This window comes from Amycolatopsis marina, assembly GCF_900111885.1.
Classification (GTDB): Bacteria; Actinomycetota; Actinomycetes; order Mycobacteriales; family Pseudonocardiaceae; genus Amycolatopsis; species Amycolatopsis marina.
Genome location: NZ_FOKG01000003.1, coordinates 50545 through 73893, shown reverse-complemented (window position 1 = coordinate 73893; position 23349 = coordinate 50545). Strand labels below are relative to the sequence as shown.

Annotated in this window: 19 protein-coding genes; 10 read left to right on the top strand and 9 right to left on the bottom strand. The window is 69.9% G+C overall.

Annotation, left to right across the window (positions count from 1 at the left end; translation table 11 throughout):
• The 5 genes from BM199_RS06550 to BM199_RS06530 all read left to right on the top strand — a co-directional run bounded on the left by BM199_RS06550 (position 1) and on the right by BM199_RS06530 (position 5797).
• Positions 1-954: a glycosyltransferase family 2 protein gene (locus tag BM199_RS06550; protein ID WP_091671145.1), complete on the top strand. Its 954-nt coding sequence runs from the start codon at positions 1-3 to the stop codon at positions 952-954.
• Entirely contained in the window at positions 951-2183 is a 1233-nt protein-coding gene (locus tag BM199_RS06545; protein ID WP_245788198.1) for a polysaccharide pyruvyl transferase family protein, read from the top strand. The genes BM199_RS06550 and BM199_RS06545 overlap by 4 nt, the downstream gene beginning before the upstream one ends.
• Positions 2180-2758 (top strand): dTDP-4-dehydrorhamnose 3,5-epimerase, encoded by a 579-nt coding sequence (gene rfbC, locus BM199_RS06540; RefSeq protein WP_091671143.1) that lies wholly within the window; start codon positions 2180-2182, stop codon positions 2756-2758. The genes BM199_RS06545 and rfbC overlap by 4 nt, the downstream gene beginning before the upstream one ends.
• Positions 2755-4089: a glutamate-1-semialdehyde 2,1-aminomutase gene (locus BM199_RS06535; protein WP_091671140.1), complete on the top strand. Its 1335-nt coding sequence runs from the start codon at positions 2755-2757 to the stop codon at positions 4087-4089. Before rfbC ends, BM199_RS06535 begins: the two co-directional genes overlap by 4 nt.
• 214 nt (positions 4090-4303) lie before the next feature.
• Positions 4304-5797 (top strand): right-handed parallel beta-helix repeat-containing protein, encoded by a 1494-nt coding sequence (locus tag BM199_RS06530; protein ID WP_091671138.1) that lies wholly within the window; start codon positions 4304-4306, stop codon positions 5795-5797.
• Here BM199_RS06530 and BM199_RS06525 read toward each other — a convergent pair.
• Positions 5772-6443, bottom strand: a complete 672-nt coding sequence (locus tag BM199_RS06525; protein ID WP_245788197.1) for a phosphatase PAP2 family protein — start codon at positions 6441-6443, stop codon at positions 5772-5774. The two genes, BM199_RS06530 and BM199_RS06525, sit on opposite strands and share 26 nt — an antisense overlap.
• 130 nt (positions 6444-6573) lie before the next feature.
• On the opposite strand from BM199_RS06525, the gene BM199_RS06520 reads away from it, so the two are divergent.
• The 3 genes from BM199_RS06520 to BM199_RS06510 are packed head-to-tail and all read left to right on the top strand — an operon-like array spanning position 6574 to position 8217.
• Positions 6574-6825: a PqqD family protein gene (locus tag BM199_RS06520; RefSeq protein WP_091671135.1), complete on the top strand. Its 252-nt coding sequence runs from the start codon at positions 6574-6576 to the stop codon at positions 6823-6825.
• 1 nt (position 6826) lies between these two features.
• Positions 6827-7249 carry a lasso peptide biosynthesis B2 protein gene (locus tag BM199_RS06515; RefSeq protein ID WP_245788196.1) on the top strand — a complete coding sequence of 141 codons (423 nt, stop codon included), beginning with the start codon at positions 6827-6829 and terminating at the stop codon, positions 7247-7249.
• Positions 7246-8217, top strand: coding sequence for a hypothetical protein (locus BM199_RS06510; RefSeq protein ID WP_245788195.1), 972 nt, complete (start codon positions 7246-7248; stop codon positions 8215-8217). Before BM199_RS06515 ends, BM199_RS06510 begins: the two co-directional genes overlap by 4 nt.
• A gap of 96 nt (positions 8218-8313) precedes the next feature.
• On the opposite strand, the gene BM199_RS06505 is transcribed toward BM199_RS06510, so the two are convergent.
• Complete coding sequence (locus BM199_RS06505; RefSeq protein WP_091671130.1) at positions 8314-10104, bottom strand: ABC transporter ATP-binding protein; 1791 nt, start codon at positions 10102-10104, stop codon at positions 8314-8316.
• 393 nt (positions 10105-10497) lie between these two features.
• Here BM199_RS06505 and BM199_RS33765 point away from each other — a divergent pair, with 393 nt between their 5' ends.
• Together BM199_RS33765 and BM199_RS06500 are read left to right on the top strand one after the other, a co-directional pair.
• Positions 10498-10638 carry a hypothetical protein gene (locus tag BM199_RS33765; protein WP_177242497.1) on the top strand — a complete coding sequence of 47 codons (141 nt, stop codon included), beginning with the start codon at positions 10498-10500 and terminating at the stop codon, positions 10636-10638.
• Positions 10639-10720: 82 nt separating this feature from the next.
• Positions 10721-11866: an asparagine synthase-related protein gene (locus BM199_RS06500; protein ID WP_245788194.1), complete on the top strand. Its 1146-nt coding sequence runs from the start codon at positions 10721-10723 to the stop codon at positions 11864-11866.
• Between the two features lie 72 nt (positions 11867-11938).
• On the opposite strand, the gene BM199_RS06495 is transcribed toward BM199_RS06500, so the two are convergent.
• From BM199_RS06495 to asnB, 7 genes are all read right to left on the bottom strand, one after another.
• Positions 11939-13063 carry a nucleotidyltransferase family protein gene (locus BM199_RS06495; protein WP_091671124.1) on the bottom strand — a complete coding sequence of 375 codons (1125 nt, stop codon included), beginning with the start codon at positions 13061-13063 and terminating at the stop codon, positions 11939-11941.
• Positions 13041-14276: a glycosyltransferase family 4 protein gene (locus BM199_RS06490; RefSeq protein WP_091671576.1), complete on the bottom strand. Its 1236-nt coding sequence runs from the start codon at positions 14274-14276 to the stop codon at positions 13041-13043. Before BM199_RS06490 ends, BM199_RS06495 begins: the two co-directional genes overlap by 23 nt.
• An 11-nt stretch (positions 14277-14287) precedes the next feature.
• Positions 14288-15433 (bottom strand): O-antigen ligase domain-containing protein, encoded by a 1146-nt coding sequence (locus tag BM199_RS06485; protein WP_425425506.1) that lies wholly within the window; start codon positions 15431-15433, stop codon positions 14288-14290.
• A gap of 91 nt (positions 15434-15524) precedes the next feature.
• Positions 15525-17006, bottom strand: coding sequence for a right-handed parallel beta-helix repeat-containing protein (locus BM199_RS06480; RefSeq protein ID WP_091671122.1), 1482 nt, complete (start codon positions 17004-17006; stop codon positions 15525-15527).
• 58 nt (positions 17007-17064) lie between these two features.
• Complete coding sequence (locus tag BM199_RS06475; RefSeq protein WP_091671573.1) at positions 17065-19071, bottom strand: alginate lyase family protein; 2007 nt, start codon at positions 19069-19071, stop codon at positions 17065-17067.
• Positions 19071-21302: a bi-domain-containing oxidoreductase gene (locus BM199_RS06470; protein WP_091671119.1), complete on the bottom strand. Its 2232-nt coding sequence runs from the start codon at positions 21300-21302 to the stop codon at positions 19071-19073. The genes BM199_RS06475 and BM199_RS06470 overlap by 1 nt, the downstream gene beginning before the upstream one ends.
• A gap of 108 nt (positions 21303-21410) precedes the next feature.
• A complete protein-coding gene (asnB, locus tag BM199_RS06465) occupies positions 21411-23333 on the bottom strand; it encodes an asparagine synthase (glutamine-hydrolyzing) (protein ID WP_091671116.1) in 1923 nt (640 codons plus the stop codon).
• Positions 23334-23349: the final 16 nt, after the last annotated feature.

The following is a 23349-nucleotide window of genomic DNA, read 5'->3' as shown; positions in this document are numbered from 1 at the left end:
ATGACCGACGTCCCGCGACTGAGTATCGGGCTCCCCGTCTACAACGGAGCGGAGTACCTCGCCGAGGCGCTCGACGCCCTGCTCGGTCAGAGCTTCCGCGATTTCGAGCTGATCATCTCCGACAACGCCTCGACCGACGAGACGGAGAGCATCTGCCGCCGGTATGCCGAGGAGGACTCCCGAATCCGCTATATCCGGCTGCCGAAGAACATCGGGGCGGCACCGAACCACAACTTCGTCTTCACCGAGGCGAAGGGGGAGTACTTCAAGTGGGCCTCCCACGACGACCTGTACGGCCGGGAGCTGTTGCGCCGCTGTGTCGAAACGCTCGACGCGGATCCGGAGGTGGTGCTCGCCCACTCCTGGAACGCCATCATCGACAACACCGGTGCGGTGACCGAGCCGTTCGACTACAGCATGGCCACTGACTCACCACACGCGCCGGAGCGCTTCCGGAGCCTGCTCTTCGCACCGGGCGGCGACGACTTCTACGGGGTCATTCGCGCGGACGCACTGCGCCGGGTCGCACCGCACGACAGCTACCACCACGCCGACCGGACGATCGTCGCCGAGATCGCGCTGCACGGCCGGTTCCACCAGGTCCCCGAACTCCTGTATTTCCGCCGCGATCACCCCACCCGGGCCGAGCGCGCGAATCCGACCAAACGCAGCCGCTGTGCCAACCTCGACCCCCGGCGGGCGGACCCGGTCCGGCACCCGACCGTCCGGCTGCTCGGTGAGTACGTGCTCGGATTCATCGGCACGATCCGGCGAGCGCCGCTGACCTCGGCGCAGCGTCGCGAGTGCTACCGCTACCTCGCGCAGTGGCTGGTGAGCAGGGCCGTGCCGTGGCGAAGGGACGCGGTGCCCGAACCCGCTGCCCCCGCCGAGCTCGACTCCCTGTCGGGGACGGTGGACGCGGTCGTCCCCGGCAGGCACAGGCGGACCTCGTGACCGGACCGAGAATCGGGCTGTTCGGGTTGTTCGGTTCGGGGAACATGGGTAACGACGGTTCGCTCGACGCCGTTCTCAGTCACCTGCGCGGGCAGTACCCGGACGCGGTTTTCGACTGCCTCTGCCCGGAGCCGGAGGAGGTGACCCGCCGGTTCGCGATTCCGGCCACCCAGCTGCACTGGTACGACGCCCGGCCGCGGCCGACTTCCAATATTGCGGCGTCGGCGCTCAAGGTCGTCGGCAAGATCGCCGACCTGGCCAGGACAGTGCGCTGGACCCGGCGCTTCGACGTCGTCATCGTGCCGGGGATGGGCGTGCTGGAGACGACGCTTCCGTTGCGGCCATGGGGTTTTCCCTACGCTCTGTTCCTGCTGTGCGCGTCGGGCAAGTTGGTCGGAACAAGGGTCGCCCTCGTCAATGTCGGCGCCAACGTCATCGGCCAGCGACTCACCCGGTGGCTGTCCACCTCGTCCGCGCGGCTGGCCTACTACCGCTCGTTCCGCGACGCACTGTCCCGGCAAGCCATGCGCGAGATGGGTGTGGACACCTCCCGGGACCTGGTCTACCCCGACCTCGTGTACGCGCTACCCGCACCGGAGCCGACGTCTCCCGAGCCGGGGACGATCGGTGTCGGCGTCATGGACTTCCATGGTGGCAACGACGACCGGGAACACGCGGGGGAGATCCGCTCGAACTACGCCGACGCGATGGTGCGGTTCGTGCACCGGCTGCTGGACGCGGGCCACGGGGTCCGGTTGTTCACCGGCGACCGGGTGGACGAGGTGGTCGTGGCGGAGATCCTGGGCGACGTGTGTCGCACCAGGTCCGAAACGGACTCTGCCCGGGTGATCGCGGAGCCGGTGACCTCGCTCCCGGAGTTGATGCGGCAGATGACCACAGTGGACTCCGTTGTCGGCACTCGCTATCACAACGTCGTCTGCGCCGTGAAACTCGGAAAGCCGACGATCTCGATCAGCTACTCGGCGAAAAGCGACCAGATCATGATCGACATGGGTCTCGGCGAGTTCTGTCAGTCCGCGCGGGCGGTCGACGTCGAGCTGCTGATGAAGCAGCTCGATGTGCTGGAGAAGCAGCGCGAGCAGTTGCGGCGCGGAATGCTGGAGCGCGGCGCCGAGTACTCCCGTGAACTCGAGCGGCAGTTTCGGGACCTGTGCGAGCGGCTCTTTCCCGGAACCGAAGGAACTTTCCAGGTCGAGGAGGCACGATGAACGTGACCGAAGTCCCGGCGATCGCGGGCGCCTATCTCTTCGAGCCCGCGCCGCACGCCGACGAGCGCGGCTTCTTCGCCCGCACCTTCGACCGGGAGGTGGTGCGGTCGGTGGGGATCGACCCGGACGGCTTCGTGCAGGATTCGCTGTCGCGCTCGGCCCTGGGGGTACTGCGCGGAATGCACCTGCGATCAGGTGCGGGGGAGGCGAAACTCGTGCGCTGTTCGGCAGGCGAGGTGTTCGACGTCGTCGTCGACCTGCGCCCGGACTCGCCGACCTACCTCAACAAGGAGTACTTCGAGCTGTCCGGGCAGACCCAGGTCACGCTCTATGTCCCCGCAGGCTGTGCCCACGGCTTCCAGGCACTGACCGATCCAGCCGACGTGTCCTACCGGATCGACAGACCCCACGACCCCGCCGAGGACGTCACGATCTCCTGGGCCGATCCAGAACTCGCCATTCCGTGGCCGCTGCCCGTCTCGATGATGTCGGAGCGGGACAGGCAGGCGCCCTCCCTGGCGGACGTGCTGGACCGGCTGCGGCGCGAATTCGTCACCGCCGAGGTGTCGCCATGACGGTCCCGGACCGTCCCGATTCGACACTGCCCCGTTCGACGGCGGCGAACGCCCGCCTGCACGAGCTGATCCCCGGCGGTGCGCACACCTACGCGAAAGGGGATGACCAGTACCCCGACGGTATGGCGCCGGTCATCTCCCACGGGCACGGGGCGCACGTATGGGACATCGATGGCAACTCCTATATCGAGTACGGCTCGGGACTGCGGTCGGTCAGCCTGGGCCACGCCCACCCCAGGGTGCTCGAAGCGGTACGTCGTGAACTCGGAAGGGGCGCGAACTTCGTCCGCCCGAGCATCCTCGAACTCGATGCGGCGGAACAGTTCCTGGCGACCGTGCCGACCGCGGAGATGGTGAAGTTCGCGAAGAACGGTTCGGATGTGACCACCGCCGCCGTCCGGCTCGCCCGCGCGGCGACCGGCCGCCCGCTGGTGGCGATCTGCGGGGACCAGCCGTTCTTCTCCACCGACGACTGGTTCATCGGGACCACCCCGATGCCCGCGGGGATTCCCGGGCGGACCACGGAACTCACGGTCAACTTTCCCTACGGCGACCTGGCGGCCACCGAGGCGCTGCTGCGCGAGCACGATGGTCAGGTGGCCTGCCTGATGCTGGAGGCCGCAGGGCAGCAGGAGCCTCCGCCCGGCTACCTGGCGGGTCTGCGATCGCTGGCCGACCGCTTCGGATGTGTGCTGATCTTCGACGAGATGATCACCGGGTTCCGCTGGTCCGAGGCGGGTGCGCAGGGACTGTACGGGGTCGTGCCCGACCTCTCCACCTTTGGCAAGGCGCTCGGCAACGGGTTCGCCGTCTCGGCCTTGGCGGGCAGGCGGGCACTGCTGGAACAGGGCGGTCTGCGGGATTCGAGGGAACGGGTTTTCCTGCTGTCCACGACCCATGGCGCGGAAACGCACTCGCTGGCCGCGGCCATGGCGGTCCTGCGGACTTATCTGGAGGAAGGCATCACGGCGCGCCTGCACGCACTCGGTGAACGGCTGGCCGCCGGGGTCAGGGAGGTCGCCGCCGGCATGGGCGTCGGCGAGCACGTCGTTGTCCGCGGCCGGGCGTCCAACCTGGTCTTCGCCACGTTGGACGGAGAACTGCGGCCCTCGCAGGAGTACCGCACCCTTTTCCTGCGCCAGCTCGTAGCCGGTGGTGTCCTCGGTCCGTCCTTCGTGGTCAGCAGCGCGCTGAGCGAGGAGGACATCGACCGGACGGTGGAGGTGGTCGCGCAGGCCTGCGCGACGTACCGCAAGGCGCTGGACGCGGAGGATCCCTTGGCGTGGACCGGAGGCAGGCCGGTACGGCCGGTCTTTCGCCGCTTTTCCTAACATCTCCTGACTTGGGGCGAAGGAGTGTTATGCACACACGTAGGTGCGCCTGCCGTGCGTGTCACCTGCACTCGGTCGCCGCGAGCGCCCCATGTCGGTGGAAGAAGATTGCCGGAGCGGGGGGCGACCCCCGTCAACCGAGTTGTGCATAGCCCTCCTGGTCAACGCTTTCGGGTGACGTCCACGCAGAGCGAACCTGCGTAGATTGTCCAGAATGGTCAGAAGATGTGCTGCCGTCCTCGTCGCCCTGTGCGTGGTGCAGACGGTACTGGTCTCGCCTCCTGCGGCCGTGGCGGACGGCCCCGGCCCCACGGCTCCCTGTGACAACCAGCCGGCGAACCACAGCACCCCGCCCGCCGGTGCTGTGACCGTCCGGCCGGAGGTGGACAACGACCTGCACGCCAAGACCGCGGCCGGCCCGGCGGGAACCACGTTCTGGCTCGCACCCGGAACGCACACCCTCGGCGACGACGAGTTCGGCCAGGTGATCCCGAAGGACGGCAACGTCTACCTCGGCGCACCCGGTGCGGTGCTGGACGGCCGCGGGCTCAACCGGTTCGCGTTCACCCAGCGCGCGGAGAACGTGGTCATCGACGGCCTCACCATCCAGGGGTTCGTCGCACCACAGGACCAGGGCGTGGTCAATCACGACTCCGGCGACGGCTGGGTGATCCGGAACAGCACCATCCAGCACAACCGGGGCGCGGCACTGATGGCGGGGGCTCGGCAGGTGATCCGGCACAACTGCCTGCGGGAGAACGGTCAGTACGGCATCAACGCCTACCAGGAGGGCGACACCATCACGGATCTGGTCGTCGAGGCCAACGAGATCTCGGGCAACAACACAGATGACTGGGAGACCAAGGTGCCCGGCTGCGGCTGCAGCGGTGCGATGAAATTCTGGGCCGTCGACGGCGCCGACATCAGGGACAACTGGATCCACCACAACCACGGCGCCGGGCTGTGGGCGGACACGAACAACAACGACTTCCTGGTGGAGGGCAACCTCTTCGAGGACAACGAGGCCGAGGCCGTCTTCTACGAGATCAGCTACAACCTCGTCCTGCGGGAGAACACCTTCCGTCGCAACACACTGGTGCAGGGCACGAGGTTCGCCGAGCGCGGCGACAACTTCCCGGTGGGGACGGTGTACCTGTCCGAAGCGGGCGGCGAGCCGCGGGTGCCCGCCAGGACCGACCGGATCGAGATCCACGGCAACGTCTTCGAGGACAACTGGTCGGGCATCACGCTGTGGGAGAACGCCGACCGGTTCTGCAACAGCCCGGCCAACACCTCCAGCGGCTACTGCACGGAACTGGTGGAGTCCCGTGCGACGTGCACGCGGCCCGGGATCGCCTCGGCCCCGTTGTACGACGACTGCCGATGGAAGACCCAGCGGGTGGACATCCGGGACAACACGTTCCGTTTCGACCCCGCCCGCGTCGACTGCGACGGCGACCTGTGTGGACGGATGGCCGTGCTGGCGAACTACGGCACGTACCCCGACTGGTCGCCCTATCACGGGCACGGCGTCGCCGAGGCGATCACGTTCGGCCAGGACAACCGCTGGCACGGCAACACCTACACGGGTCCATGGCGGTTCCTGGCGCACGACACCTCGCGGGCGCTGACGCCCGAGCAGTGGCGGTCGGAGCCCTACGGTCAGGACACGTGCAGTTCGTTCACCGGCGGCGCGCCGGACTGCTGACACCGACGCGGTCCAGTGCCAGGGCCGTCAGCGGGGTGACCGCGAGCGCGGTGCAGTAGCCGCCGATGGTGTCGGTGGGGTAGTGCGCGCCCAGCGCGACCTGCGACCACGCCATCTCCGCGCCCGCCACCGCGGAGCCCGCGAGCACCAGTGCCGTGCCCGGGATCCGGGAGATCTCGAAGAGCTGGACGATCAGGAGCAGGAAGACGACCGCCAGTGCGGCGGCCATGGCGGTGTGGCCGCTCGGGTAGGACAGGTGCTCGCCGTTGATGGTGCGGCCGAACACCGGCTTGAGCAGGGTGGTCGCGATGACCGTCAACGCCGGACCGGCCAGTGCGAGCACGGCGAGCCGGACGCGGCGCAGCGCGAGGCAGAGCACGCCGAGGACGGTCACCAGGATCACCGCGCCGACCGGTTCGCCACCGAAGTCGACGAACAACGCCAGCGTCCGGGCTGGCTCCGCGGGTTCACCGGCCGCGGACATGAGGGTCCGGTCGAGGTCTCCGGGGGAGCTGTGCCCGGAGTAGTAGAGGCCGAGGGTGAGCATCGCCAGTGCGGCGAGCGTGGCCAGCAGGCCGAGCGGCAGGCGCAGCGGAGCCGGAACGGCGGGCGATGCGGGCAGGCTGTCGACGGGAGGACTGATCACGAGAGCTTCACCTCTCCGGAATCGGCGCAGGCCTTGGTTTCGTTTCGGTGTAGAAGGCCGTTCGGCGTAACACGAGGGCGCTCACCAGCGAATTCACCGGCAAGCAGCGGAGAGAGAGGGACACCGGACCATGCGCCTGCGAACTGCCGAAGTCTCCGCCCGCACCATCGGGGACGAAACGATCATTCTCAACCTGCCGACCTCCCGCTACTTCACCATCACCGGGGTGGGCACCAGGGTGTTCGAACTGCTCGCCGAGGACACCTCCGTCGACGAACTCGTCGAAACCATCATCGCGGAGTACGAGGTCGAGCCGGCCGTCGCCCGGCGGGACATCGAGCTCTTCCTGGACCGGCTTCGCGATGCCGAACTCCTGCACTGACATGACACCGCGCAGGCGCGTCCGGCTCGTCCTGGAGCTGCTCCTCGCCGTTTCCGCGATGATGTTGATCGAGATCAGCCTGCGCACCAGTGACCTGCCGACGACGTGCCGCAGGCTGGGGGTGGGCTGGGACCTGACGAGCGCGGCACCGGCCGCCGCGCGGCACGCGGTGCTGCCGCGCAGGACCCGCCCCACCGTCGGAGTGGCGTGTTTCGTCGTGTCGCGCTGGCCAGCGGGGGACACCTGCCTGCGCCGGTGCCTGCTGATCGGCTACCGGCTGCGCAACCTCGGCCCCGTGTTGCGTATCGGGGTGCGGCGGGACGCGAACGGTGAGTTCTCGGCCCATTCCTGGCTGGAGATCGACGGGGCCTCCCTCGATCCCGCGGCCTCGGCGTACGCGGCGCTGGGCTCGGCGCGCCGGTGACGGCCGCGATGGCGTTCCACTACCGCGCGCACGGCCTCGCCGTCAGTAGCGAAGCCGAACTCCCGCTGTCCCCGGCACCACCCCCCGCGGGGAGACCGGACTTCGTGCTCCGCGTCGGCGAGGACGCGCCGGTGCCGGAGGAACGACCCGAAGGTGAGTTGCTCGCCGCGCTGAACCGTCGGAACGGCACCGTTTTCTACACCCTGGTCCGGCGGGACGACCACACGATCCTGCGGTATCCGGGCGTCTGCGACTTCGTCGGCGATCACGAGCTGGCCAGGGTCAGCGCGCACTGGGACCCCGCTGCCGACCGCGGCCTGCTGCCCGTGCTGGCCGCGGGTGCCCTGCTCGCCGTGCACCTCACCCTGCGCGGCCACCTGGTGCTGCACGCCAGCGCCGTCCAGCTGGACGGCCGCGCGCTGGCGTTCGTCGGGGCGTCCGGAATGGGCAAGTCGACTCTCGCCGCCGCGTTGTGCGGCACGGGATGCGCGCTGGTGGCCGACGACGTACTGCGCGTCGACGTCATCGGCGCGGCGGCCGCTCGCGTGTACCCGGGCAGCACCGAGAATCGGCTGCGGGCGGCAGCCAGGGAACTCGCCGACAGCGCCCCGGCGGGTGCCGCGCGCCCGACCGCCGACGGGCGGCTGTCACTGCGACCTGCCGCTGTCGCGGACGGCCCGTTGCCGCTGGCGGCGTGCGTGGTGCCCCGGCCGAGCCGGGAGGCCGTCGAGGTCGGGGTGCACCGGCTGAGCCCGGCGCGGGCCCTGCTGCGGTTGAGCCAGTTCCCCAGGGTGCTCGGCTGGCGCGATCCGGCGACGATGGGCGACTCGTTCCAGGCACTGGCGGATCTGGTCGAGCGGGTGCCCGTCGCCGAGGCGGTGATCCCCTGGGGGCCGCCGTTCCGGCCGGAGGTGCTCACCGGATTGCTGGATGCCGTGCGCTCACCCGCCGTACCCCTGAGCAGGTAGCGCACTTTCCCGGGAAAGTGCGAGGGTGGGTGGCGCTGACCTGGGAACGGGGTCGCCATGTCGCGCACTTTCCCGGGAAAATGCGAGGGGGACGGGTCAGCGGTAGGCGGCCGACTGGAGCCGGTACAACTCCGCGTACTGTCCCGCACTGGCCATCAGCTCGTCGTGGGTGCCGCACTCCACCACCCGGCCGTCGTCCATCACGTAGATCCGGTCGGCCATTCGGGTGCTGGAGAAGCGGTGCGAGATCAGCAGCGCAGCGCGGCCGCCGAGGGTGGCGCGGACGTCGGCGAACAACTCGTGCTCGGCGCGCGGGTCGAGCGCTGCCGCGGGCTCGTCGAGCACCACCAGCGGGGTGTCCCGGTACAACGCCCTGGCGAGTGCGACTCGCTGCCACTGGCCACCGGAGAGGTCGACCCCCTCGTCCAGATCGCGGCCCAGCATGGTGTCCATGCCGTCGGCCAGCCGCCGGGCCGCGCCGAGTACGCCCGCCTGCCTGGCCGCTTCGACGGCTCGGTCGTTCTCGGCTTCGGTGTCCGCTGACCGGGAACCGTCGCTGATGACGATGTTCTCGCGCAGGGTCATCTGGTAGCGGACGAAGTCCTGGAAGATGACCGTGGTCGAGGCCCGCACGTCCGGGGCGGGCACAGCGGAGCCGTCCCAGTGCCGGGTGCCCTCCTCGGGCTCGTACAGCCCGGCCACGATCTTGGCGAGCGTGGTCTTGCCCGATCCGTTCTCGCCGACCAGGGCGACGACCTCGCCTGCGTGGATCTCGATGTCCACCGAGTCGACCGCGCTGCGGTCCTGTCCCGGATACCGGAAGCTGACGCCGTCCAGCCGCACACCCTCGGCGAGCGCACGCTTGTTCCCCTTCGGCGGAGCCGGTGGGCCCGAGGCCACGAAACGCTCGAGGTCGGCGAGGAACGGCGCCGATTCGAGCAGCCCGCCGATCGACCTGAAGAAGGTGGTCAGCTGGCCGCTGAGCAGGCGCACGGCGATCGCGGCCGCGCCCGCCTCCGCGAGGCCGATCCGGCCCCTTTCGACCAGTTCGATGATGGCCAGCAGCGCACCGGTGAGGGCTGCCGCCACGCCGAGGGTGGTCAGCGTGGCGATCAGCTGCCTGCGGCGCACCTGCTTGCGCAGCGCGGAGTTGATCTCGTCGTTGCCTGCCTGGTGCCTGCGTCGCAACGGTCCGGTGGAGTCGAAGGCGCGCAGTTCGGCGGCGAACGGTCGCTGCGTCAGCAGTTGCCGCAGGTAGTTGCGGCGCCGGAACAGCCCGGTGAGCCGGTGCGCGAACGAGAACTCCGTGCGGCTGGCCCAACGGGACAGCAGGACCGCGGGCAGGCCCGCGGCGAGCAGGATCGGCACCAGCAGGGGCTCGACGCCGATCAGCACGGCGGACATGGCTCCGACCCCGAGAAGGCTGCCGGAGAGGCCGAGCAGGGACGTGGTGACCGCGAACGGCCGGGTCAGCGCGTGCTGCTGGACCCGTTCGAGCGCGGTCGCGAAGCCGGACGACTCGTAGGTGACGAGGTCCGCTCTCGCGGTGGTGTCGAGCACCCTGTCCCAGACGCGCTGGGAGACACGTTCGCCGAGCAGCCGGTGCTGCTGGGTCTGTAGTGGACCGATCGAACCGGACAGTGCGGTCATCAGAGCCAGCAGCAGAATCGACGGTGTCAGGCCGAGCGCGGCCTGTTCCGGGGTGAGCAGCGCGTCGAAGGTCAGTTTGCCCGCCGCGACCACGCCGAGCGCCGATCCCGCCCCGATGACCTGGTAGACCGAGGCGACCAGGGCGCCTGCCCGGTCGGCCCGGCCCACCTCTCCGGCCGCGGCCACGATCAGTCGCGGCGTCGCCGTCGCTGACTTCAGGATTCTGACCGGATGCACTGCTGCAGCGTAGCCGCGTTCAGGCTGACTTCCGGAAAAACGGAACCGATCTGAGCACTGGGATACCGGTTGCGTCACCGACTGGTAAATATTGCGTTCGGGTGTAACAGATCGGCTGAATGCCCGAATCCACTACCGTGAGGGTTATGCACAATGCGACCGACAGGAGGCGGCCGGAGCTTGCGGAGGCCGGCTCGTGGCGGGCGTATGCGGGTGAGACACAAGCAGCAGATGAACCAACGACTGTGCATCACCCGACTTGTACAAGAAACAGTGCTCAGCCAGATCGCCCGCGTGTGTTTTTTCTCTACGAAAATGGGGCCGAAAGTGACGGGAAGTCACCTTCGGTCTCAGGGTCGAGCTTGTCCGATCTATGCGTGTGAGGAGGTGTACATGCGCAAGCCATACGAGGCACCGGAGATCTCCATGCTGGGATCGGTCACGGAGCTGACTCAGGCGAACTTGTTCGGCAAGGAAGCCGACAGTCTCACCTGGATCCTGCCCATTCTCGGTGACGACGACAACTACTCCTGACGGTGTGCCGCGGGGCCGGAAATGGACGACGGCCCCGCGGGCATATCCGCCCGAACGGATGCGGGACCAGGAAAGGCAACCCGTGAGCGTGTACGCAATGGACCCGTTGGAGATCGCGGGCGGCTGGGTCAACGGATACGACGACGTGCCGTTCCCCTCCGCCGCTGGCGACGGCCCTCGCCGCGTGCTCGACCGGCTCCTGGTGCGGCATCTGCGGCGGTCGCCGTGCCTGGTCGCGTTCTCCGGCGGACGGGACTCCTCGGTGGTACTGGCCGCCGCGGTGGCGGCTGCCCGCCGGGAGGGGCTGCCCCTGCCGATTCCGGTCACGCTGACCTATCCGGACGCGCCGAAGTCGAACGAGGCCGAGTGGCAGCACGCAGTGCTGGACCACCTCGGGATCGCCGAGCGCGTCACGCTGACCGTGCACGACGAACACGATCCCATCGGGCCGATCGCCGCGCCGTTGCTGCGCAGGCACGGCATCGTGTGGTCGCCGAACTTCGCCCCGACCTGGCGGATGATGGACCTCGCGCGGGGCGGCGTGCTGCTGACCGGGGAGGGCGGTGACGAACTCTTCGGGCTCAAGCGCATCACCCCGCTGACCAAGTCGATCAAGGCGCGAGGCCGCGTGCGCCCGGGGGTCTACCAGGACGTCGTGCGGGCATTGGCGCCGGCGCGGACGCGCTCGCACACGGCGCTGCGGCAGCGCTACCGGCGTCCGTGGCTGCGTGCGCCGGTCGAGGCGCTGCTGGCGCGCAGGGATGCCGCCGATGCCGCCGCGTACGCGCTGCACGCGGGCAGGAACGCCTGGCAGTTCACCATCAGGCGGTGCGCGAGGCGGTCCTACGAATCGATCCGGGTGCTGGGAGCCGAGATCGACGTCGAGTACGTCCAGATGTTCGCGGAGCCCGAGCTGGTCGTCTCGGTGGCCACGGCGGCGGGGTTCTGGGGCTGGAGCGGCCGGACCGCCACGATGCGTCACCTGTTCGACGACCTGTTGCCCCAGGCGGTGTTCGAGCGTGGCACCAAGGCGGTCTTCACCAACGCGGTCTTCACCGAACACGCCAGGGAGTTCGCCCGCGGCTGGACCGGCGGCGGAGTCGATCCCGAGCTCGTCGATCCGGAGGCACTTCGGGCGAACTGGCTCTCCCACACCCCGCACGCGCCGTCCATGGCACTGCTGCAGCAGGCGTGGCTGGCGTCCGACCGGGCGGCCCGGAGCGCCTGAACTGCGAACTCGGCCGCCGGAAGTGCCAAGTCGGGCCCCGGATCTGCAAACTCGGGCCGGGGATCTGCCGAGTCAGCCGCGGCCGCGGCGGGCTTCGCGGAGTGCGAAGCGGAAGCGGGAGAGGGCGGAGGCGTGCCTGCCCTCGGTGTACCTGGTGTCCGGCAGTACGAGGGCGCGCAGGTAGGCCGCCTTGTCCCGCAGGCTCGGGAGCACGGGGACGGTCGCGATCGCCTGTGCGGCGAAGGTCTTGTGCGCGTGCGTGTGCAGGGCCAGCCAGCCCTCCTCCTGCCGGTTCGGCACGTAGGTGCGCGCCCATTCGGTGAACGCGCAGGACAGTTCGAGGCCGAGCAGGCGGGTGGCGTCGGCGACGGCGGCCGCCACCACCGCGCGCACCCCCCAGCGCTCGGCCGTCCCGATCAGCGCGGCGCCCTCGGCGTCGGTGTGCGGCAGCAGCTGCGCGACGTCGCGCAGCGAGCCCAGTCGCAGCGGCCAGTCACCGAGTGCCGCGTGATAACACGCGTGCAGGAACCGGTTCGGCCGCGACAGGGCGGTCAGTGTCCGGCCACCCACCCCGAACGTCTCACCCTCGCGCCACAACTCGGCCAGATCGACCAGCACACCCCACGGACCGAGCACGAACGTCCGATGTAGATCCAGTTCGAAACCCTTCGGGTTCCGCAGCGTCGTGCCCTTGTCGAACCTGCGATCGAAGCCCGGCCGGGGTTGCGCGAGAGTTCGCGCGAAGCCCGCTTCGGTCAGTGCCGCGACCGCGTGGTCGATGTCGTCGGCGCGGACCAGGATGTCGAGGTCGATGAACGAGCGCAGCGCGGTCTGCGGGTAGTCCAGCTGCGCGAAGGAGCTGCCCTTGAGCACCCTGAACTCGACACCGGCCGCGCCCAACAGCTCCGCGACGCCGACCAGTTCGGCCTCCAGCGACAACACCCGCAGCAGGATCGACCGGTGCGCGGTGCGCACCCGCGCGGTCTGCTCCCGCGTGGCGGGCATCGTCCCGGCATCGGCGGCGGCGCGCAGCTGGCCGATCAACCGGTGGGTCCGGGCGGCCTCCAGCAGCCGGTCCCACGCCGCGTCGTCCAGCGCGGCAGTCGGGAACGGCCGCGTCGCCTCCGCGAGCCCGTAACCGGCCACCGCGAGGAGCGCGGCGGGATAGTTGTCCTCATCGCACAGTCTGCGTGCCATGCCCGCCCGCCTCTCCGCCGGTTTCCGCCGGGGCCTCGCTGAGCACCGACTCGTAGCCCGCGATCAGCCGCCGCAGCCCCACCGCGGGGGTGAAGCCCTCCTCGTACCGCAGCCGGGCCGCGGTGCCCATGTCCCGTGCGGCAGCCGGGTCCACCAGCACCCGCCGCAGGCAGTTCGCCAACGCCACCGGGTCACCGGGGCGGTGCAGCAGACCGGTCCGGCCGTCCGCCACCAGTTCGACGAACGCGCCGTGCGCCGCGGCCACGGTCGGGACACCGGCCGCCATCGCCTCCACGACCACGAGGCCGAAGGTCTCCAGCCAGGTCGACGGCGCGACCATCGCCATGGCTCGCGCGGCGAGTTCCCGGCACTCGGCCTTGTCCCGCAGACCCAGGTACCGCACGTCCGCGCGACCGTCGGCCCACCGGCGCACCTCGTCCTCCAGCGGGCCGGTGCCCGCCAGCACGAGCGGCACCCGCGGCGCCGACCGGTCGCGCACCGCGTCCCACGCCGTCATCAGCAGTCGCACGCCCTTCTCCTCGGTGAGCCTGCCGAGGTAGAGCACGTGCTCGCCGGGCCCGGTGCGCACCGCGCCGGGGTCGGTGACGAAGTTGTGCTTCACCGCCAGCCGCTGCTCCGGCATGCCCGCGTGCACGAGGATCTGCCGCTGCGCGTCGGAAATGCAGAAGAACCGGGCCACTCCCGACCACCAGCGCTCGCGGTTGGCGGCCATGCCGATCGCCAGTGGCACGGTGGCGAGCCGGGAGCCGCGATAGCAGCCGTTGCGGACGGCCGGCAACGGCGAGCCGCCGACGCAGTCCGTGCACACCCTGCCGTCGCGGTACAACGTGCCCGGCGCGCAGGTCATCGTGTAGTTGTGCAGCGTCGCGACCGCGGGCACGCCCGCGTCGGCGCAGGCGGCCAGCACCGACGGCGACAGCAGCGGGAACGTGTTGTGGATGTGCACGATGTCCGGTCGCCGTGCCCGCAGCAGCGCGGTGAGTTCGGCGCGCACCGCCGGGTTCCAGGGCACCCGCACCGGGACGGTGGCCTTGCCGAACAGGGACATCGCGGCGATGTCGTCGCTGCGCCGCTCGAACGACTCGACCCGATGGCCAGCGCCCGCCAGCAGCGCGGTTTCCTGGTCGACGACGTTGTTCTCCCCGCTCGGCTGCTCGGAGCGGTACCTGTTGTGCACCACGAGAACCCGCAACGGACGGTCGCTCATGCCCTCACCACTTCCGAAGTCGCAGGCCGGGCCAGCAGGGCACAGGCGACGGCGAGGTGCAGCAGGTACGGCGAGGCGTCGCCGAGCCCGGCCTCCGTGTAGGACGTGGTGAGGCAGTAGACGATCAGGAAGATCGCGCAGGACCGCGACACCGAAGGCGGCCGCAGCGCCGCGACCACCACCAGGGTGAGCAGGAAGGCCACCAGGATCGCGACGCCCAGGTAGCCCTGTTCGTGGTAGACCGCCAGCCAGCTGCTGTCGATCGGGAGCCCGTCGAACGACTTGTCCGTCAGGCCGACGCCGAACACGTACTCACTCGTCGTCCGGGGTGCGGCCAGCAGGGCGTCCCACACCTTCGCCCTGCCGGTGAGGTTGGTGAAGTTCTCCTCGGTCTGGCCACGCTGGAACCAGGCCTGGACCGCGGGGCCCGCCGCCACGGCGGCGACCCCGGCCACGGCGACGCCCCAGGTGAACACCTTGCGGGCACGGGCGCTGGTCAGGGTGAGGGAGAGGCCGCCTGCCAGCAGGGCGGCGACGAGCCCGACGGCGGCCGTTCGCGTGTGGCTGAGCAGGAGCATGCCGATCGCCGGAAGGGCGATCAGCGCGGCGCTGCGGCCATCGGTGCGCCGCGCGAGCCAGAGCAACAGGGTCAGGCCCGCCGTGATCGCGGCGTACTGGCCGACCTGCGGAGCCGTCAGCGGCCACAGCGCGCCGACGAGTCTGCCGCCGTAGCTGTCCGGGAAGGCCAGTCCCGGGGAGATGAGCGCGCCCAGTCCCACGGTGAGCAGCACCACGGCGAGCACCCGGATGTGGTGCCGCACGAAGGTGAGCGTGCCGTCCCACCATCTCGTGAGCAGCCACAGCGTCCCGACGAACATCGCGAAGCGCGCACAGCGGAACAGTGCGCCGAAGCCCGATTCCAGATTCGCGCTGGCGATCACGCTGACCAGGACCATCAGGGTGAGCAGGAGCAGGTAGGCGCTCGGTCGCACCCGCAGCCGGGTGTTGATCAGCAGGGCCAGCCCGAACGCGAGCACCAGCGCGCCCATCGTCAGCACCTGGGTGACCAGGCGCGGGATCGGGACCACCGTGACGGCACCGGTGGAACCGAGCGTGTTGAGGACCAGCAACGCCCAGATCAGCCCGACCTGCCGCGGTGTGGTTCCCCGTCCGCCGGCCGCGACGGCGGTCACGGTCCCGCCCTGCCGGTGCGTGGTGTCGTCCGTGCTCACCTCAGCCACCCCCGTTCGGAGCGAAGGTGCTGCCCTGGTCCTGCCGGTACGGCGGGGTCTGCCACTGCTCCGGTTCGAGCACCTGACTGGTGTCGGTGGGCATGAAGCTCCACGGGCCGACATAGGTGTTGTCGTGCCACTGGTTGTCCTGCTCGAAGGTGATCGACTCCTGGACGGTCTCGTCCACATAGGGCGACCAGTCCGGGTAGGTGCCGAAGTTCGACAGCAGTGCCATCCGGCCGCAGCTCACCGTGCACCCGACGACGGCGGGGTCGAGGGTGAAGCGGTTGCCGTGGATCTCCACGCGCTGGGTCTTCCAGCGGCAGTCGCTGAGCAGCGGCTCGGTCTCGATCCCCGGCGCGGAACATGTGGCCGGGTCGTCGACGAGCAGTGTGCACGAACCGCTGGAGGTGTTGGCCGGGCTGTTGCAGAACCGGTCGGCGTTCTCCCACAGCGTGATGCCCGACCAGTTGTCCTCCAGGACGTTGCCGACGATCTCGATCCTGTCGGTGCGGGCCGGGATCCGGGGTTCGCCCCCCGACTCGGAAAGGTAGATCGTCGCTGCGGGGAAACTGTCGCCCCGTTCGGCGAACGTCCGGCCCTCCACCCAGTTGTTGGCGCGGATGGTGTTGTCCCGGATCACCGCGTTGTAGCTGGTCTCGTAGAAGATCGCGGTGCTGTCGTTGCGCTCGATCAGATTGCCGGCGATCAGGAAGTCGTTGTTGTTCGTGTCGCCCCACAACCCGACGCCCCGGTTGTCGTGCACCCAGTTGCCGACGACGTCGGCGCCGTTCACCGCCCAGAACTTCACCCCGCCGGTGCAGCCACAGCCCTCGATCCGGCTCTCCCAGTCGTCGGTGTTGTTCCCGACGATCTCGTTGCCCTCCACCACCAGGCCGGTGATGGTGTTGCCTGCCTTGTAGGCGTTGATGCCGTACTGGCCGTTCTCCCGCAGGCAGTTGCCGCGGACCTGCTGCCTGGCGCCTGCCATCAGCCCCGCACCGCCGTTGTGCTGGATGGTGTTGTGTTCGAGCACCCAGCCGTCGGCGGAGTCGTGGTTGACCACGCCCTCGTTGTGCGGCGGGACGAAACCCTGGACCGTGAGGTGCCGGATCGTGACGTCCGCCGCGTCCCCCGTGAACGCGTACTGGTTGACCTGGCCGCCTTCGAGGACGGCACCGGGAGCGCCGAGATAGGTGTTGCCCTGCTTGGGTGCGACCTGCGAGTAGCGGCCGGTGCCGAGGGAATGCTCGCCCGCGGATAGCCAGAAAGTGGTGCCCGCCGGACTGGCCTCGGTCTTGTCGATGAGATCACCCGGTACGGCCGGGTCCACCCTTACCGCACCGTCGGGTGGCTGTGCGGGGCCGGGTTGGGTCGCGTCGCAGACAGCGGCGATCCGGACGGGTTCGGGCGTCCGTGGCGCGGGTTCCCGGGGCGAGCACGCGGTGAGCACCAGCAGGGACAGCGCACCGAACGCCGCCATCGGCGTGGCGTGTCTTCTCGGTCGGCGCACGGTGTCGTCTCTTCTCGGGTGGGCGGGCCTATGCCTGGAACCGCAACAGGGTTGCCAGTGCTGCGGTTTCTTCCTTGCTCGTCCGGCCGGTTCCGACAAGCGTGCAGGCGGGGACCTTGCGGCCGAAGCCCGCCGAGTACCAGCCCAGCGGGGGATCCGTCTCGCCGCGGTGCGCCGACCAGGTCAGCGTCGGCGGCAGTTCGAGCACGGCCTCCCGCCTCGCGCCACCGTCCACGGGGACCCAGCCGAGCCGGGCGGTGGTCCCGGCGAGTTGCACCTCAATCCGGGGTCCGATGTGGAACGCGAGCCTGCACTCCGGCCCGCCTTCGCGAACCTCGTCGAGGATGCGCAGTTCGCGCTCCGCGGTGTCGAACTCGACGGTACGGCGGTGGATCGTGGCACGCCGCCTGCGCGAGTAGCCGTTGTGCTGGGCACGCCAGCGGGCGACCCCTTCCGGCGGCTGCTCCGTGACGAGCACCCGGCTTCGGGCGTGCCGTGTCCACAGGAACGGACCGCCCGATGTGGACTGGTTCTGCCCCTCCAGCTCCAGCGTGTTGTGGCCGAGCGTGGACCGGAAGTACGCCCGCCAGCGCGGTTCACCGTGGTAGCAGTACGTGCCGGGATCGGCGAGGATGTCGATCCCGTCGTGGCGCACCTCGACCGACAGTGCGTCGGCGTGCGCGTGCGCGGCGATCGAGAGGAAGCCGTGCGGGCCGCCGTCGCACCGGCACCAGATCTCCCCCCGCGGGTCGCCCGCGGCGCTGCGCAGAATCGTCAGCCCCGCGTCGGCGAAGTGGTCGGGCCTGCGCAGCGGTCGGCCGACGGCCGCTGGTACCGGCACCGCGGTGGCGAGCCCGGTCAGCAATGCGGTGCGGATGTCGGATTCCGGTGCCGACGGCCACCAGTTCAGCCTGCCGAACCAGGCATCCCCTGTCGCCAGCAGCGATCCCCAGCGGTCCGTGCCCGCGCCGTCGACGATCAGGCCGTGTCCGTCGTCGGCGTCGCCCTGCCGGGGCGGCCGCAGTCGCGAGTCGAGGACGGCGGCGAGGGCATCGGTCATCCGCAGCAGCACCGACCACATCGACAGCGGAACCTCGACTCCGGCGGCGTGGGCCTCGGCCGCCGCCGCCATTCCCAGCTCCAGGACGAGTCCGTGGTACTCGGTCGCGAGTTCCCGGTTCAGCCCGGAGTCGAACGTGTTCTTCCGCAACTGCGTGTACAGCGACTTGAGCGCCTGTGCCCGCCACCGCGCCGACTCGGGATACCAGTCGAAGGCGCAGGCGGCGGCGAGCTGTCCCGCGGCCTCCGCGATGACGTGGTTGTTGGCCGAGGAGCCCCGGCTGGGGAAGGCCGCCAGCCAGCGCTGGTGTTGCCGGATCTGGTGCAGCGCCTCGGGGTTCTCCTCGAACAGACCCGCGGCACCGGGCCAGTCGTCGAGCAGCCTGCGCACCCACACCCACGACAGCAACCGGATGCCCAGCTCGATCCCGCTGGTCCAGTGCACCCCGCGCAGCGGCGGGTTCGCCGCCCACCACGATTTGAGGTGGTCGGCCACCCGCTCGGCGAACCGCTCGTCCCCGGTGCGTGCGTAGGCCGCGGCGAGAACCGTCAGGTGCTGGTGCCGTGACGGTTCCCAGATCTGTTTGATGTCACCGACTGCCTCCTCGTCCCGGTACGGGATGTCGAAGGTGTAGGCGTCCGCGGGTGCCCGCCTTCCGGTGCGCGGATCCAGCGACCAGTCCGGGGAGACCAGGTCGTCGCGGACGACGCCGAAATACTCGGCCCGACCGTCCATCAGCTCCTCCGCCGTGGCGAGCAGGCGCGCAGCCGCATCGGCGGGGGCGCCTGCCATGACCCGCGAGTCCAGTACGGCGGTGAACCGCAGGTTCGCCAGCCAGGGCGTGCCTGTGCCCGCGAAACCGGGATTGTCGGCCACGGACCGCCAACGGTGCCTGCGCACCACGTCGGTCACGCGACCCGCGATCTCCCTCGGTCCCATTCGGGACAGGCGCCGCAGGTACCACCCCGGCGACATCATCGCGGTGTCCTGCTGCCGACGAGCGCAGGGACGGTGGGCGCCGCGACGGAAGGGGCGTCGAGGCGGACCGGCGCACCCGTGGCCAGACTCGTCCGCACCGCGAGCGTGGCGAGCGTGGTCCTGGCCAGCGACGCGACGGGCACCGGCATCGGCCCGCCGGTCCGTACCGCGTCGACGAACGCGTCGAGTTCCGCACGCTGGCCCTTGTCCCGCCCCCGCGGAAGTTTCGGACTCGCCGAACGTTTTCGGCCGAAGAACGCGGCACGCTGGAAGTCGTCGAACTTCAGCACCTTGCCGTCGGCGATCACGTCGAGGGTCTCCTTCGGGAAGCTCGCGGCACCGGTGGTGGCGTAGGTGATCGTGGCCGTGGACCCGTCCGGATAACGCAGCATGACCTGCAGGTCGTCCTGTCCCGGAGTGGCGCAGGCGTACACCGAAACCGGATCCCCGTCGAGCAGCCAGCTGACCGTGTCGACGAAGTGCCCGCCCTCACCGGCGAACCGGGAACCCTCGGTGTCCTGCTTGCCGTACCAGCTGCCCTGCTCCAACCGGCCCGCGTTGACCAGGTAGCGCACCGTCGCCGGACCCACACGCCTGCCGAAGCGGCCCTTGGCCCTGCGCAGCAGCGGCGCGAAGCGGCGGTTGAAACCGACCTGTAGCCGGTCGTTGCCGGACTCCTCGACAGCGGCCAGGACATCGTCCAGTTCGGACTCGCTGAGGGCCAGCGGCTTTTCGACGAACACGGCCTTTCCCGCGAGCAGCGCGCGCCGCGTCAGCTCGGCATGCGAACTGTGCCGGGTCACCACGAACACAGCGTCCACAGTGGAATCAGCGAGCACCGTGTCGATGTCGGTGGCGGCGGTGGCGAAGCCGAACTTGCGCTGTGCGTTGGCGGCGGACAGCGCCGAGGTGGTGACCACCTGGCGCAGCTCGACATCCTTGCGCTCCGCCAGATGCGGCAGCAGCATCGACGAGGCGTAGTTGCCCGCTCCGACGAACGCGATCCGCACCGGCGAGTGCTTCGCCGCGACCGGCCTGGACACCGTTGCCGACGCGGGAACCGGCAGTCGCACGGAAGCCCGGGTAGCGGGTTCGGCTGCCGCCGTCTGCCGCGGGTAGTCGAACAGCACGGCCACCGCTTTCAGCTCGCCATCGTTGAGCCTCCGATAGGTCCGCACCGCCTCGGCGAAGTCCGCGACGTGCGAGATCAGCGGCTCGACGTCGATCCGGCCCGCCGCGACGAGGTCGAGGAAGCACTCCAGGTTGCGCCGTTCGGTCCACCGGACATAGCCGATCGGGTAGTCTCGGCCCTCCAGCTCGTACCCGGGGTCGTAGCGGCCGGGGCCGTAGGAGCGGGAGAACCGGACGTCCAGTTCCTTCTCGTAGTAGGCGTTCCACGGAAGGTTGAGGGTGCACTTGCCGATGTCCACCACCACGCCGCGATCCCGGCTCAGCCGCGCGGCCAGCTCCACCGGCTCGTTGGTGCTGCCGCCCGCCGCCAGGTACACCTGATCGACGCCGTGACCGCCGGAGAGCTCGCCGACGGCCGAGTCCACCACGCCCGAACCGGGGGCGCTGCAGACCAGCGCCCCGAGGCGTTCGGCCAGCGCGCACCGATCCGGGTCCGGGTCGACACCGACCACCCGGACCCCCGCGGCGGTCAGCAACTGCACGACCAACTGCCCGATCAGCCCGAGGCCGATGACCAGCGCCAGTTCCCCCAGCTGCGGCTCACCACGCCGGACCCCCTGCATCGCGATCGCGCCGACGGTGCCGAAAGCGGCGTGACGGGGATCCACCCCGTCGGGAACGCGCGAGTACAGGTTGCGGGGCACCCAGTTCAGCTCGGCGTGCAGCGCGTGTTCGTTTCCCGCGCACGCGACGATATCGCCGACGGACACGTCGGCACCGGCGCCGACCTCCTCCACCACGCCACACAGGGAGTAGCCGAGGGGGGTGTAGGAGTCGAGCTTGTTGTTCACCTTCCGGTAGGTCGCCGCGAGACCGTTGCCCGCCACGCTCTGCATGACCTTGGCGACCTGGTCCGGCCGGGCCTTCGCCTTGCCCAGCATGGACATGCTCGCCTCGGAGACCTTCATCATCTCGGTCCCGGTGGAGATCAGCGAGAAGTCTGTGCGCACCAGCACCCCACCCGGCTTGCACGCGGGCTCAGGAACATCGATGAGCGTCAGCTCGCCACTCTTGTAGTTCTGTACGACCTGCTTCACTGCTGCTCCCTGTTTTCCCTGTCTCGCACTTTCCCGGGAAAGTGCGAGAAACCAACCCCGCGACCTGCGACGGAACGTCTCCAGTCCCGCACTTTCCCGGGAAAGTGTTCACTCACCGGCACCGGCGGCTGTGGCGCCGCGATACCAGTACTCCAACGTGAGGATGTGCCAGAGGTGCTTGGCCCTGTCCTGCCTGCCCGCGGCGTCCTCGGCGACCAGCCGCTGCAACGCCTCGCGCCGCAGGAAGCCGGAGTTCACCAGCGCGCCGTCGTGGATGACCTCCTGCACCAGCGGTGCGAGGTCCCGACTCATCCACGCCCGCAGCGGCGCGCTGAACAGGCCCTTCGGCCGGTGCACGATCTCGTCCGGCAGGATCGACGTCGCCGCCTGTTTGAGCGCGACCTTTCCCCTGCGGCCGACGATCTTGCGGTTTCCGGGGGTGGCGAACGCGGCCCTGACCACCTCGACGTCGACGAACGGCACTCGCACCTCGGTCGACGCGGCCATGCTCGACCTGTCGGTGTACGCGAGGTTCAGGCCGGGCAGGAACAACCGGCTGTCCGCGAGGCACATCCGGTTGACGACATCGCTGAGCGCATTGTCGTGATAGGTGTCGGCGTGCTCGGTCAGCACGTCGTCAACGGCGCCCGCGAGGTCGGGGTTCAGCAGGCCGAGCAGTTCGGGGCGGTCGTACATCGTGTAGCTGCGGCGGAAGGCGGTCTCCTCCGGCAGTTCCGCGAAGGAGAGAAAGCGCTTGGCGAACCGCACCGACCGGTAGCCCCTGCGCGAGGTCGCGACCGGCAGCCTGCCGACCCCCGCCGCCACCGGCCGCCGCAGGACGCCGGGCAGCCGTTGGTAGCGCGCGGCGAGCAGGTTCGCCAGATGCTTGCGATATCCCGCGAACAGTTCGTCGGCGCCCATCCCGGACAGCAGCACCTTGACGCCCGCGTCCTTCGCGGCGGAACAGATGAGGAACGTGTTGATCGCGGCGGGATCGCCGATCGGCTCGTCCAGGTGGTAAGTCATCCGCGGCAGCAGATCCAGCACCTGCGGCGCGATCTCGATCTCGTGCAGGTCGACGCCGAACCTCGCGGCCACCTGCCGGGCGTAACGCAGGTCGTCGGGCATCGCCTCGAACTTCGCGTCCTCCGCCCTGAACCCGATGGTGTAGGCCGAGATGCCGGGCTGGTGCTGTGCCGCGAGGGCCGTCAGATAGCTCGAGTCGAGGCCCCCGGAGAGGAACGTCGCGACCGGCACGTCGGACAACAGGTGCCGCCGCGTCGAATCGGCCACGATCGACGCCAGGTCCGGCTGGGCCGCGGGGTCCTGCGCAGCGGCCTCTCCCTCCGTGGCGACGTCCCGCAGGGAGTAGTACTGCCGCTGCTCGGTCCGCCCGTCCGGCCGCAGGCGCAACCAGGTGCCCGGCGGGAGTTTCTCCGCGTCCCGGAACGCGCAACGGCTGTCCGGCACCCAGTAGTACAGCAGGGAAGCCACCATCGCGGCTTCGTCGATCCGCATCGACCCGCCGAGCTCGCCCGCCAGCGCCTTGAGTTCGGAGCAGAAGACGAGCCCGCCGCCGCGGCGGAGCAGGAACAGGGGTTTGATCCCCAGCTGGTCGCGTGCCAGCACCAGCTCCCCTGTCCGTTCGTCGAACACCGCGAACGCGAACATGCCCCGCAGCCGGGGCAGGCAGTCGGTGCCCCAGCGCCGCCACGCGGCCAGCAGGACCTCGGTGTCGGAGGTCCCGCGGAAGCGGACGCCCGCGGCCTCGAGTTCGGTGCGCAGTTCCGGCGCGTTGTAGAGCTCGCCGTTGTAGGTCAGCGCGAGCCCGTCGGCGACCATCGGCTGAGCGCCCGAGGAGGACAGGTCGATGATCGACAGCCTGCGGTGGCCGAGGTTGACCTCACCCTGGCCCGCCCGGTGGGAGTACCGCCCGCTGCCGTCCGGTCCGCGGTGGGCGAGGACCTTGGTGAGCCGGTCGGTCAGCGGGCCCCCGTCCGGCCACAAGTAGGTGCCTGCGATGCCGCACATTGCTGTCCCGCCCTCC

What these genes read in the sequence shown, in the direction of transcription:
- BM199_RS06520 (WP_091671135.1), top strand. Translation starts at nt 6,574, where the DNA reads ATGCGCCTGCGAACTGCCGAAGTCTCCGCCCGCACCATCGGGGACGAA.
- asnB (WP_091671116.1), bottom strand. Translation starts at nt 23,333, where the DNA reads ATGTGCGGCATCGCAGGCACCTACTTGTGGCCGGACGGGGGCCCGCTG.
- BM199_RS06495 (WP_091671124.1), bottom strand. Translation starts at nt 13,063, where the DNA reads ATGGCACGCAGACTGTGCGATGAGGACAACTATCCCGCCGCGCTCCTC.
- BM199_RS33765 (WP_177242497.1), top strand. Translation starts at nt 10,498, where the DNA reads ATGCGCAAGCCATACGAGGCACCGGAGATCTCCATGCTGGGATCGGTC.
- BM199_RS06535 (WP_091671140.1), top strand. Translation starts at nt 2,755, where the DNA reads ATGACGGTCCCGGACCGTCCCGATTCGACACTGCCCCGTTCGACGGCG.
- rfbC (WP_091671143.1), top strand. Translation starts at nt 2,180, where the DNA reads ATGAACGTGACCGAAGTCCCGGCGATCGCGGGCGCCTATCTCTTCGAG.
- BM199_RS06530 (WP_091671138.1), top strand. Translation starts at nt 4,304, where the DNA reads ATGGTCAGAAGATGTGCTGCCGTCCTCGTCGCCCTGTGCGTGGTGCAG.
- BM199_RS06515 (WP_245788196.1), top strand. Translation starts at nt 6,827, where the DNA reads ATGACACCGCGCAGGCGCGTCCGGCTCGTCCTGGAGCTGCTCCTCGCC.
- BM199_RS06475 (WP_091671573.1), bottom strand. Translation starts at nt 19,071, where the DNA reads ATGTCGCCGGGGTGGTACCTGCGGCGCCTGTCCCGAATGGGACCGAGG.
- BM199_RS06550 (WP_091671145.1), top strand. Translation starts at nt 1, where the DNA reads ATGACCGACGTCCCGCGACTGAGTATCGGGCTCCCCGTCTACAACGGA.
- BM199_RS06480 (WP_091671122.1), bottom strand. Translation starts at nt 17,006, where the DNA reads ATGGCGGCGTTCGGTGCGCTGTCCCTGCTGGTGCTCACCGCGTGCTCG.